The 13,047-nt window shown below is 39.9% G+C and carries 10 protein-coding genes; 1 reads left to right on the top strand and 9 read right to left on the bottom strand.

Features of this window, described 5'->3' with window-relative positions; all coding sequences use genetic code 11:
* Positions 1-340 precede the first annotated feature (340 nt).
* On the top strand, positions 341-3,061 hold the full coding sequence (locus O9334_RS01300; protein WP_287998708.1) for a valine--tRNA ligase: 2,721 nt from the start codon (positions 341-343) through the stop codon (positions 3,059-3,061).
* 69 nt (positions 3,062-3,130) lie between these two features.
* On the opposite strand, the gene O9334_RS01295 is transcribed toward O9334_RS01300, so the two are convergent.
* The 9 genes from O9334_RS01295 to O9334_RS01255 all read right to left on the bottom strand — a co-directional run bounded on the left by O9334_RS01295 (position 3,131) and on the right by O9334_RS01255 (position 12,964).
* Positions 3,131-4,567 carry an NADP-dependent isocitrate dehydrogenase gene (locus O9334_RS01295; protein ID WP_190380048.1) on the bottom strand — a complete coding sequence of 479 codons (1,437 nt, stop codon included), beginning with the start codon at positions 4,565-4,567 and terminating at the stop codon, positions 3,131-3,133.
* A gap of 433 nt (positions 4,568-5,000) precedes the next feature.
* Complete coding sequence (locus O9334_RS01290) at positions 5,001-5,774, bottom strand: hypothetical protein (protein WP_287998705.1); 774 nt, start codon at positions 5,772-5,774, stop codon at positions 5,001-5,003.
* Between the two features lie 59 nt (positions 5,775-5,833).
* Entirely contained in the window at positions 5,834-6,049 is a 216-nt protein-coding gene (locus tag O9334_RS01285) for a hypothetical protein (RefSeq protein ID WP_287998702.1), read from the bottom strand.
* A gap of 182 nt (positions 6,050-6,231) precedes the next feature.
* Positions 6,232-6,396: a hypothetical protein gene (locus O9334_RS01280; protein ID WP_190359221.1), complete on the bottom strand. Its 165-nt coding sequence runs from the start codon at positions 6,394-6,396 to the stop codon at positions 6,232-6,234.
* Complete coding sequence (locus O9334_RS01275) at positions 6,393-6,773, bottom strand: restriction endonuclease subunit S (protein WP_199308268.1); 381 nt, start codon at positions 6,771-6,773, stop codon at positions 6,393-6,395. Before O9334_RS01275 ends, O9334_RS01280 begins: the two co-directional genes overlap by 4 nt.
* A 128-nt stretch (positions 6,774-6,901) precedes the next feature.
* Positions 6,902-7,330, bottom strand: a complete 429-nt coding sequence (locus O9334_RS01270; protein ID WP_287998697.1) for a hypothetical protein — start codon at positions 7,328-7,330, stop codon at positions 6,902-6,904.
* 9 nt (positions 7,331-7,339) lie between these two features.
* Positions 7,340-9,379: a hypothetical protein gene (locus O9334_RS01265; RefSeq protein ID WP_287998695.1), complete on the bottom strand. Its 2,040-nt coding sequence runs from the start codon at positions 9,377-9,379 to the stop codon at positions 7,340-7,342.
* Positions 9,380-9,412: 33 nt separating this feature from the next.
* Positions 9,413-9,883 (bottom strand): hypothetical protein, encoded by a 471-nt coding sequence (locus tag O9334_RS01260; protein ID WP_287998693.1) that lies wholly within the window; start codon positions 9,881-9,883, stop codon positions 9,413-9,415.
* Between the two features lie 12 nt (positions 9,884-9,895).
* Positions 9,896-12,964 (bottom strand): hypothetical protein, encoded by a 3,069-nt coding sequence (locus O9334_RS01255; protein WP_287998691.1) that lies wholly within the window; start codon positions 12,962-12,964, stop codon positions 9,896-9,898.
* Between the last annotated feature and the right edge of the window lie 83 nt (positions 12,965-13,047).

The following is a 13,047-nucleotide window of genomic DNA, read 5'->3' as shown; positions in this document are numbered from 1 at the left end:
ACTTATTGATTGGCTCCCTCAATTGATTATAGCAATTATTATACTGGTGAGATAGAAAAAAGTTACCATAAATTAGCTAGGTTTAGCCGAGGAAAAGATAACAGCTATTTTAATAAGCTGTTCGTAATTTAAATTGCTTGTTGAGACGAGGCAAAAGGCAAGAGGCAAGAGGCAACAGTAAAGCGATTGGAGAAGATTCGGCTAATCTAAGAATAAGCGGTTTAAATACGTCTTAGCTTAGGACTCTTGAAAATTTTTAGCTGGCAACTAAACCAGAATTTGATCTCTCCCAAATGTGGGACAATTGACAAAGAACTAAGAATTGTAGAATCCCCCCATCATGACCTCGGAACTATCGAAGCAATACGATCCCAAGATCACAGAAACCAAATGGCAGCAATATTGGGAAAATCAAGAAATATTTACAGCAAACCCCGAAAAAGGCGGCGAAACCTACTGTATAGTCATCCCCCCTCCCAATGTTACCGGTAGTCTCCACATGGGTCACGCTTTCGAGAGTGCCTTGATTGATACACTTGTTCGCTACAAACGCATGACCGGCAAAAATACCCTCTGGCTGCCCGGGACAGATCACGCTAGTATTGCAGTACAAGCCATACTCGATCGCCAATTAAAAGCCGAAAAAACCGACCGTTATCAACTAGGAAGGGAAAAATTCCTCGAACGCGCTTGGCAATGGAAAGAGGAGTCCGGTAGTACCATTGTTAATCAACTGCGGCGCTTGGGGGTATCCGTCGATTGGACGCGGGAACGTTTCACCATGGATGAGGGACTTTCCCATGCTGTCCGTACTGCTTTTATCAAACTTTATGAAGACGGATTAATCTATCGCGGTCAATACTTAGTTAACTGGTGTCCGGAATCCCGATCGGCCGTTTCCGATTTAGAGGTAGAAAACAAGGATATTGAGGGAAATCTCTGGTATTTTCGCTATCCTCTCAGCGATGGTAGCGGTTATCTTCAAGTAGCCACCACAAGGCCCGAAACCATGCTCGGTGATACTGGTGTCGCTGTCAACCCGCAAGACCCCCGTTATCGCCATTTAATCGGCAAAACCGTCACTTTACCGATAATGGGGCGAGAAATACCCATTATTGCCGATGAATTGGTGGATCCCCAATTCGGTACCGGTTGCGTCAAAGTTACGCCGGCCCACGATCCCAAGGATTTTGAGATGGGTAAACGCCATAATTTAGCCTTTATTAATATCATGAATTTAGACGGCAGTTTAAACGAAAATGCCGGAATATTCGTAGGTCAAGATCGTTTTGTTGCCCGCAAAAATGTCGTTAAAAAACTCGATGAAGACGGCTTTTTAGTTAAGATTGAAGCCTATCGCCATAGCGTCCCCTATAGCGATCGAGGTAAAGTTCCCGTGGAACCCCTTTTATCTACCCAATGGTTCGTTAAAATTGAACCTTTAGCCACAAAAGCTTTAGCCTGTTTAGATCAGGAAAACTCGCCCCGTTTTGTGCCGGAAAGATGGACAAAAGTTTATCGCGATTGGTTAGTTAAACTAAAAGATTGGTGTATTTCTCGACAACTGTGGTGGGGTCATCAAATTCCTGCTTGGTATATTATCAGTGAAACTAACAACGAAATTACTAACCATACTCCCTTCGTCGTTGCCCCAGATGAAACCTCCGCTTTAGCCAAGGCTAAACAAGAGTATGGAGAGGATATAATTATTCAACAAGACCCCGATGTTTTAGATACTTGGTTTTCTTCGGGATTGTGGCCATTTTCGACTATGGGATGGCCAGAAAAAACCCTTGATCTAGATACCTATTATCCCACCACAACCCTCGTCACTGGTTTTGATATTATCTTTTTCTGGGTGGCCAGAATGACGATGATGGCGGGCTATTTTACCCAACAAATGCCCTTTAAAGATGTCTATATTCACGGTTTAGTTAGGGATGAAAACGGCAAAAAGATGTCTAAATCTGCTAATAACGGCATCGATCCCCTAATTTTAATTGATAAATATGGAACCGATGCTTTACGATATACCTTAATCCGAGAAGTGGCAGGAGCAGGACAGGATATCAGTCTGCAATACAACCGTAAAACCGATGAATCGGAATCCGTAGAAGCTGCCCGAAATTTTGCCAATAAAATTTGGAATGCTTCCCGTTTTGTCATGATGAATCTGGAGGGAAAAACCCCAGAAGAATTGGGAGAACCAGTTTTAGAAAATTTAGAATTAGCTGATCGCTGGATTTTATCTCGTTATCATCAAACAGTGCAAAAAACTAGAGATTATCTAGAAAATTATGGCATGGGAGAAGCGGCTAAAGGTCTATACGAATTTATCTGGCGCGATTTCTGTGATTGGTATATCGAGTTAGTAAAAACTCGTTTATGGAAGGATAAAGAATCGGTTTCCTGTGCCACGGCCCGGCAAACTTTGGCTTTTATCTTGGCAGGGACATTAAAATTATTACATCCCTTTATGCCCCATATTACCGAAGAAATTTGGCATCATTTAACCCAAGAAAATCAGCAGGTTTTAGCTTTAGAAACCTATCCAATAGCTGATAGTTCTCTGATCGATTTAGACTTAGAAAATACTTTTGAGTTATTAATAGAAAGTATTCGGGTGTTGCGTAATTTGCGGGCCGAAGCGGGGATTAAACCGGGGGCAACGATCACGGCAATTTTACAGACAGAAAACAGTCAAGAATTAGCTATTCTGCAACGCGGACAAGTGTACTTAAAAGACTTGGCCAAGATCGAAAACTTAATTTTGACGGCAAAATTGACCGAGGAAGTCAATCAAGCGATCGCTGGTGTTGTCGCTACGGTAGAAATCCTCATCCCCCTGTCCGGATTGGTTGATATATCGGTATTGGCTGGGAAATTAGAGAAAAATTTAGCTAAAGTAGAAGGGGAAATCAAGAGTTTGAGCGATCGCTTGAATAAACCTAGCTTTGTCGAAAAAGCTCCAGAAGCTTTAATCCAAAAAACGAAGCAAGCTTTAGCAGAGTCCGAAAAACAAGCCCAAATTCTCCAAGAACGCTTAAAACGTCTGCATTAACGGAGGCAGGGGTAATTGTGGGGATTTTCCGAAAAATAGGGCAGTTTTCAGGCTACCCTAACCAGAAAATTAATCGCCAAAATGGGAGATAATCGCGTCGGCAAATTCGGAACATTTCAGGGGAGGATTAACGGGGGGTTCCATCAGACGCGCTAAATCGTAGGTAACTTGTCGATTAGCGATCGCTGCTGCGATGCCTTTTTTAATCAAATCGGCTGCTTCTTGCCATCCCATGTATTCCAACATCATCACCCCGGAAAGAATCACCGAACCGGGGTTAATTCGGTCTAAACCGGCGTGTTTAGGGGCTGTGCCGTGGGTTGCCTCAAAAATAGCGCAAGTATCGCCAATATTCGCCCCGGGTCCCATCCCTAAACCACCGACGATCGCCGCTGCCGCATCGGAGAGATAATCGCCATTCAGGTTCATGGTAGCGAGGATCGAGTATTCATCGGGACGGGTTTGGATCTGTTGGAAGATACTATCGGCGATGCGATCGTTAACCATAATTTTATCTTGCCACTGCCCATTGCCGTGGGTTTCCCAGATAGCATCGAGAACACTGGTAACTTCTTGACAGATTTTAGCTTTTTTCTCGTCCGTGAGGGCATCATAACCCGGTTCCACCATGCGGGCGTTATCTTCGATGCTCAGATCGGGGTTTTTCTCCTTATTGCTCAGGATCCATGATTCCATCTCGGTAACGCACACATCCCGGAATTCACTTTTAGCTAATTCATAACCCCAATCCCGGAACGCCCCTTCCGTATATTTCATAATGTTACCCTTGTGGACAAGCGTAACTTGATTTTTCGGTTTCGGTAAAGTCAGCGCTCGTTCGATCGCCCGGCGGACTAATCTTTGGGAACCCGTCTTACTAATTGGTTTGATCCCGATACCCGCGTCGAGGGGAATTTGTTTTTTACCGTGTTCGGGAGTGGCGGGAATTAGTTCGGTGTTGAGATAATTAATCAGTTTATCGGCGATTTCCGTGCCTTGTTTCCATTCGATGCCCAGATAAATATCCTCGGTATTTTCCCGATAGACGATGACATCGAGTTTTTCTGGGGTTTTATGGGGGGAAGGGGTTCCCGCATAGTAACGACAGGGACGAACACAGGCATAGAGGTCAAAAATTTGCCGCAAAGCCACATTCAGGGAACGAATGCCGCCACCGATCGGAGTGGTCAAGGGACCCTTGATGGCCATACCATATTCTTTAATCGCTGTCAATGTATCTTGGGGCAGATATTGATAGGTCCCGTAGATTTCGCAAGCTTCATCGCCAGCATAGACTTTAAACCAATGGATTTTCCTTTGACCACCGTAGGCTGTGGCGATCGCTGCATCAATGACTTTTTCGGTTGCGGGCCAGATATCGACTCCCGTACCGTCACCACGAATGAAGGGAATGATGGGATCGTCGGGAACTAGAGGTTTTCCGTCAGAAAAAGTAATTGTCGAGCCTGTTGTCGGTGGGGTGATTTTTTCGTAGCTCACAGTCATGGGCTTCCAGAAACAGTATTTATCTATACGTTGGGAGTCTAGCGCCGTCAATATCTGTACTCAGGGATTTTGGGTAATTTCTTAAAGATTCCCTTGCTGGCAGCAACTTCGTACCTCATCATTAAGATAACTGCTATAGCTAAGTAGCTGGTTATAATTAAATTAAAAATGGATTTTAGCTTCGATCCCCCCTGCCCCCCTTAATAAGGGGGGTGCCGATAGGCGGGGGGCTCCCTCCTTAATCCCCCCCCGATGTCGGGGGGGGCAGGGGGGGTGGGGGTTAGGGGTGAGGGCGATTAACCATCTCTGCCATTACTTATGAAAAATGGTATAAGACTCTTTTAAGCTGCCCGCGTATTTAAATTGCCTGTTGAGATGAGGCAAGAGACTTCGCTGGAATTTGATGAGGGTTTACCCAAAATTGATCGGGAAATTATCGACTAACCGTTGGTTCGATAATCTCAATTTTTTCGATGATACCAAATGCTTCACTAATTGATCGTGTTGCTTTCAGTTGACCGGTTACTAAAAACTTCAGCTTCATTTTAATTGAGGATGTATCGGCTGGATTTCCTGCTAAAAACTGAATTTGATGCAGTTGGGCTAAAATTCTCAGGGAAGCTGCATTATATTCTGTTTTATAGGTGGGATCTTGATTATAGGCTTCGATTAATTGGTCGTGGTGGGTTAGGATAGAGCCAGCAATGAGAGCCGTTAATTTTTCCAGTTCATTGGTACTTGCAGCTTGTACCTCTATGAAAAGTTCTTGTTCAAAGTTTCTTAGGCTAAAAATCCCGACAAACGAGTAGATAAACAGGATACTTTCTGCCTGTGATATATCATAAGTAAAGTTACACTCTTTCGTTTTATAATTGATGGTAAAGTCTTGTTTTTCCTGAAGCCAAATTTGCTTTTCTGTTAATGTACCTTCAGCAAAGAAAACTTGACACTGAACCGTTCCTTGTAGCGGTGTTTTGGCTAAGATATATGGTCCTAAAGGTTTTTCTTGGCTGACAGCCAGTTTTTCCCGAAACTCTTCTGGACGCGGTTGATTAGAGGTGTTTTCTCCGGGCTGTTGGCTGATGGTAAAGCAACCCGGAGTTAGCACAATCATCGGGAGATTACTGCTATCGCTTGAGTCAACCGGTCCAGCCTTAATGTGTTGCTCTGCGGGAGAAAGAACGCTTGCTAAGGTTTCAACTAGCAAGCTGATTATTCTCAAAACTAGGTTTCGAATCATGGCAGTTTTGGGGAATATTAACTATTTCATTGAGAGAGAACTTCTACTTTTTTAGCGTCGTCGAGATTTTCTTCTTCCTCAGCTTGAGCGAGTAACTCTTCTAATGCTTGAATCGCACCACTGATGCGCAGCATGGTAGTTCTTAGATTAGACTCTTGTGTTTCTAGATCAGCTAACATTTTTTGACCGGACTCATATTCGGCTTTGAGTTGTTGGATGCGTTCTTGGATTTGTTCTTTCATGGGAATAACTCGTGGGAAAGGTTGGCTTTTAACTTAGTGTTTCTAGATCATACCACCAAAATTGTAAATTGAGTTTGAAATTGCTATAAGCCATTTACACTCACCGCCTTTTATTTGGGTTAAATAAAATTATAATAAACACCACAGAGACACGGAGGACACGGAGTTTTTTTGTTGCTGATTCAGTGTTCGGTCTGTTGTTTTGCTTCCCTAAGTTCTCGCATTCGCTGTTGATATTTTAAGGCTACTTCTGTTGATATTTCACAAATTTCTCTCGCTTGTTGTTCAGCAATTTTGAACTGTTCTAGCATAGCTAATAAGGTTTTTTCATCGGGCAGTTTTTTCATGGGTTATTTCCTAAAAAATCAATAAGTCTTTGCAAGCGGATTTTTTCTTCTATGATTTTTCCTTGCAACATTCCCAAATCTTCTCCTGCTTCTTGAATTAATTCCCTCGGCACGTCTTCATCAGAAATAGTATCAATAGTGGTTTGGATTTGTCGTCTTGCTGTTTCTAGGAAAAACAGAATCGTGTTAAGATAAGCAAAATACTGCATTAGTATAACATTTTCTGGGAAATAAGACAATAAGCTTCTAAGCAGATTAATTCCTTGTGCTGCTTGTTGTTCAATTTCGTTTAACTGTCGATCAAGTTGATTGATGAGAATTTGGATTTTTGGGGGAATGGAGATAGTTATCGGGACTCTCCCGTATTTGTGATACAAAATCTTATTATTGGTAACAATAAGAAACACCACAGAGACACAGAGGACACGGAGGTTTTTTGTTGCTGTATTAGTCCACTACTGGATTAGGAAAAGCTAAAATTCAAACTGAAATTGTTCATCAGAGTTTAAGCATTAATTTTTTCGTTAATTTTTCCTTCTAATTTTTTGATAATTTTGTAGAGTTCCTGAGTGGCAGAAATATGAAGCATTGACAAGGCATCATAGTCAACGACATGAAAATCATCTACTTCTCGACCGTACACAAAAATATCACCTGTGTGGTTAAGGGAAATTTTGAATTGATCGGTTTTGGTTTCTTCAACGGTAAATAATTGGCTGTCGTTGTCATTCCAGAAGATTTTAACTTTATCCCCAATCTTTAAATTATGATTGTTTAATGTCACCCAGTTTTCTTCAATAATGGCAAATTCCAAAATATCGGGAACGGTATCAACATGGGTTGACACTGCTTGGGGATAAACGGTAACAATTGCTTGTCCGAAGGTAGGGTTAAACATGGCTTTATCACCAGTGATGAGAATGAATTCAGTCATAGATTAATATCATCCTCCGGCCCTAAAGGTAATCCCATCTAAAGAAACCCACCCATTACTTCCTGATACTACTGTAACTTGTCCATCAGCAAGAATATCAACCCGACCAATTGTATTAGGATTGGTTTGAACTGCTTGAAGCTCTTGATAGGAAGGTCTATAACCAACAGGAAGCGTAAAAATAGTAGTATTGTTAGTACCATTCTTGACTAACCCTCTGAGGTGAACTATTCCCAAACTATCTTTGAAATATCCAGCAGGATTGTGGGTGGTATTAAAATTTATCCAACCATTCATAAATGCTGGGACTATCCAGGCTTCCTCGCTGTTAAAGTTGTTAAAGTTAAATGATAGCTGACTAAAAGCATAGCCCGTTTTTAAATGAGCATTAGGACCTCGATAAGCTTGTAATACTTCTATACATTTTGATTCTCCTTTAATAAAAAACAGTGCATAAGAAACACGATACTCTGCGCTAAAGGCTTGTTTCCCATTAATCGCATCCAACAGAGTAGCTGCTGAACCAGATTTGGGAGCCTCATGTAAAGCATCATAGCTGGCAACAGCTACTAAATCTCCAGCTGCGGCATTAGAGTTAACCCAATCAGCCCAATTATTCCAATTTGTCTTATCTCCATATACATCGTGATTCGCCTTACGTCTATAAGCACCACCTGGGTTGAGAATTATCGTATTCAATCCACGTTGTGTTGTCAGCCCAAAATCAAAGTTGGCAATCTTTAAAAATGTAATATTTCCCTCTGTTGACTCAAAGGCTGATCCTCTTAAATAGATATCATATACATCAATAATTTTATTAGCCGATAAATTAGGAATACGAGCAACATTTAATGTTCCTGTAGCAATATTTGTCGCATCAATTGTCCCCGTAATTGTACCAGTTACTTTTAAATCACCATTGATCTCTAACTTTGTACCTGGGTTTGTTGTTCCGATACCAACATTACCATCTTTGATAACCATTTGTACTGCTCCACCACCAGGATTGAGTTCCTCGTTATTATGGGAACCACCTTTATACCAAGCAAAGTTTCTATCGCTACGAAAATATTGGGTCCCATTTTGTATGCCAATTCCATAGCCAGTTGACCATAAATTAAGCATTTGACGCACTTGTGAACCAAAACTAACCGAACCTGTTACTGATAAATCACCAGAAACTGTTAGGTTGCCCCCTGAAAACTTGAAATTAGCTCCATTCTCGGCAACAAACCGAAACTCCTTAATGCCGTCATCTCCTGCTTGAATATATCCATAGCGCTTAAGATCTTGATCTGCTCCGCTACGGCTGTGATACCAATTAATGTAAGGTGGTTCAGGATTTTTACTCATAAAGGAAGCCATACCGCTGGATTGACCACCACTTTGACTAAGTGTTAATGCTTGGGCTTTGACAATACCAGAAACTGACAAACTTCCAGCAACCTTAACTTCTCCTGTCCCTTTTGGTTTTAATTGTAAATCTTGATTAGCATTACTTCCTGCTGCATAAATGGTATTGAAGCCAAAGCCAATTCCTTGAGTACCATTGCTATGGCGAAATTCTACACCATCATTATCAGCATTAAAATCACCGGTTATATATAAACCTTTAACGGCTGTGGGATGAGTTCCAGTACGAGTAGCTGAGGCAATATCTAACCTAGCAACTGGATTTATTGTACTACCAATACCAATATTATTCCCTAACCGATTGATCAGCAAAGGTTTGCTACCATGAGATTGAATCCAAGAATAATCTTGATGATAGCCTAATCGTAGATTAGAAGCATTAGTAGGTCCTAAAACTAAAATCTGACCTGAAGGTTCTTGAGGTTGCGGAACAACAATACTTAGACTTCCCTTAATAGTGACATTACTATTGGCGTTTAAGGCCTCAGCAATAGTTAGCGGTCCCTTAAGAGTGTCGGCTCCATCTCGATTAATTTTTGCTGTTTCTAAGCGGTCAATTTCTTTGATTATGACATTCCAATCATCAGACTTGAGAATGTCACCCGGTTCTTTTTTGAGAGTGTCAGCTAATGGCATGATCGTCACCAATAATTAGAGTGTAAGTTGATTTCAAAAGGTGATTTCCCAAATCAGGGTGAGGGTAAAATCTGGAGTTTTATTAATCGGTTTAAAGATAACCCTATTATACATGACTTTGTACTCATTGAATAAAGCCGCTTCTTTTAATTCTCCATTACCTTCTCCCGCTTGCAGATCAGCCGTTATTGTTAGTTTAATTCTTTTGCTATCAGGTAACAGAACTAAATCACTGTCCTTAATAGGATTTATCTTTTTGCGGAAGATTTCTTGTGCTAATTGTAAATCATCATCACTGACCGCTTTATCATTACCTCCAATCGCAATCTGAGAAACTGGTTTAATAGTGTCTTTGAATTCTTGACTAAAAAGTTGAGCCACTAATCTTCGTCCAGAAGTGACAATAGTATTGTTAGCGTGAATTTCTTCTACCAGTTGATTATTCAAGTCTCTTTTTTGGATGGTGAGACTTCCTTTGATGTCCATTGTGTCTTGGATAGCCATAGCTAGATCTCCTTAGGTAAATACAATTGTATCAAAATAAGTGTAATCAAATACGGCTGAGGTCAAAAATGTATCAGACATTTCCTGTTCAGAACGCAAAGATTGTTGAGATCGACCATCAAATTCATCAGTTATGTTATGGTCTTCTGAAAATTTGCCTTTTCCTTGAAATAACAATTTTTCCTGGATTTGATGGTCTTCTTGAAATTGTTGTTCATAAGCAATCTTAGCACGAATCCCCGATGCTTTGACTTTTTCAATTAAACTTTGAATTTGATGGCGTGGATGATCTAAGCTTTCGTCAAAGCGATCACTGTAACCTGGGATTTGCCAAGGAATCTTAACTGTGAAACCTCCCGGAGTTATTTGATAAAAAGAGAATGTAACCTCCAATGAATAAGATTTAGCTTGTTCCTCAGATGTAATTGAATTAGTTGCGTTACTTTCAAACAAAGAAAAGTCAAACAGAGTGCTACCAAAAGTAATTTGTGGGTTGCCAATATCCGCTTCTATTGACCATTGAGATTGACCTAAGGGTAAACTCGGCATAGCTCCCACAAGTAAATGTTTAGGATCTGTTACTCCATTTACCATAGCTGAACCATCCGGTAGGAGTAATAAAATTTCATTGATATTGAGACTTGCTTCATATTTTATAGATTGATTATTAGTGAGATTATTTAGAACAATATTCGTAAAAGGTGATAAAGAACCTTGCGGATTTTCACGATTATCTAAAATCTTGATTTGAATCGCAGGAATAGCTGGAACAGCATTGGGGTTTTTGACATTAAATTTATCAATATGAGGATGAATTGTATATTTATGAAAAACTAATTCAGGAAAAAATTCAATTACCCGAATTAACTGACGATAAACCTTAAGGGTTCCATTTTTTTTAAGAATACGATAAACTTGTCCTTGGCTGGCATCAGTAAGCAACCAACGTTGTTGAGATTTCTCTAATACAATAGTTGTACCAAATGCTAAAATTAATCCTTTTTCTCGAAAGGCTTGCTGAAGTTCTTCGGGTACGGTAAGTTTACTAAGAGAGGATTCTAGAGTTATCGGGATGTCAAAAAGGTAAGATTCCCAAGGTTTGATCTCCTCGTTATCATCCGTACTCATTCCTAAGTTTGCAGCAACAATTTTGACAATTCCCTCTTGAGTTGAAGCACCGGACTTTAAAACATCGATTAGGCGTTGAAGACGTTTGCGATAGACAGTAATACTTTTTTCTAAATAAGTGGGATAGGCTGTTTCTAACAGTAAGCGATTCAGCCGTTTAATTTGTAAATCTGATTTTTTGCTGGGAGATTCAGACTGAATCAAGCTTTGCATTTCGCGAGATAAGCTTTTAAAAGTAAAACTTTTTTTATTATTTTCATAGAATTTGTCATCAGTTAAAATTTTCTGATTGAAAGCTTGAGCAAGTTGTTCAGCGACTTCTATTGCTGTCGGCGTTTCACTGGTGGGAATTTCCTCTGGATAAACCGATTCTAATAGCATTCGATTCAGTCGGATTAAGTCATCTCCAACTATGACTTGAGATAAAAGGTATTCTGCTGCGGGGGAAAGCTTGGCTATTTCTATATTGGTGGTATTCTCTGGAATCGATAACAAACTAGATAAACTAATTTTGCCAATTTCTAATAAACTGTTGATTGCTTGGGTTGATAAAAATTTAGTTGCTGCTTCAGCTTGATTAATTGCAGCAAGTAATTGTTGGACAAAGGGGATGTTTTTAAATAAAGCTTTTAATTGATTTTTTAAATCGATCTCAATTTCAGGCGTAATATCTTGAGGTTGAAAAGGCGGGTTTTGTCGAGAAAGTATTCTTTGAATGTCTAGAGATAAACGCCGATACAATCCCCTTGCTAATACTATTTTTACTGGGTCTAAGCCTTGAGTAATTTGTTGGAACAGTCGGATTAAGTCATCTCCAACGATGACTTGAGATAGAAGGTATTCTGCTGCGGGGGAAAGCTTGGGTATTTCTATATTGGTGGTATTCTCTGGAACCGATAACAAACTAGATAAACTAATTTTGCCAATTTCTAATAAACTGTTGATTGCTTGGGTTGATAAAAATGTAGTCGCTGCTTCAGCTTGATTAATTACAGCAAGTAATTGTTGGACAAAGGAGATATTTTTAAATAAAGCTTTTAATTGATTTTTTAAGTCAATCTCAATTTCAGGCGTAATATCTTGAGGGTAAAAAGGCGGTTTTTGTCGAGAAAGTATTCTTTGAATGTCTGGAGGTAAACGCCGATACAATCCCCTTGCTAATACTATTTTTACTGGTTCTAAGCCTTGATTAATTTGTTGCAAAAGGTTGCTTTGTAAATTTCTTTGTTGCAGGTATTTATAAAGATTACGATCTTCTTGTAAAATCTTATTAAATTCCTTAACTAATGCAAGATTTAAATCGGTGTTAACAGATGCTGAACCATCATAATTGAATAATTTTTCCTTAGTTTCTGCTGATAATTTATCGCGCAGATAGCTAGTAAAAGCATCCTCTCCAATAATCAACTTAAGAATTAGTGATAAGTGAAACTGAAAATCCTTGCAGAAGTAGGAATTGCTGACATGATATTTATTGATTACATGATATTTATTCATTACCCAAAGTAACGACAGCGCAAGGTTTTCAGTCCCTCGTAAAACGGCTAACGTACAAAATTGGGATGCTTCCGTAATTTTTGTAAAAATATAACTCGATAAAGGGTTTTCTGAATCAACCAATTCTTTCACTAATAGGGAGATTTGTGTAAAATCCCTAGGCTGAAATTCGGGATTGACTGTGGTTAATTGGGATGTTCCTCCCAATTCCGCTAACATAAGAGCAAAGATTTTATCTAAATCTCCTTTTTGAGTAGCGGTGAAACCCAGAGAACCAAAGTTGTCTGCTGTATTAATAAAATGAGATTTTAAGACACGGATTAAATCCTGCTCCACTTCGTCTAGTATCTCTCCAAAAACATCCAAAAATTGAGGCAAAAAACTCTTAGGATCTTCGGGAGGATAGAAGTGGGGAAACCGACTTATGATACTAGCTGTTCTACCACTAATCGCCATTGTTTTCTCCGTCTAGGAACACAAGATGAGAGTAGTGTCGCAGAGAAGCGGGGTTGCGGTAGAAATGAGACCGTTCTCGACAA

The sequence above is a fragment of the Microcystis sp. LE19-8.1F genome (genome assembly GCF_027531715.1).
GTDB lineage: Bacteria > Cyanobacteriota > Cyanobacteriia > Cyanobacteriales > Microcystaceae > Microcystis > Microcystis wesenbergii_A.
This window is presented reverse-complemented; position numbering and strand designations above follow the sequence as displayed.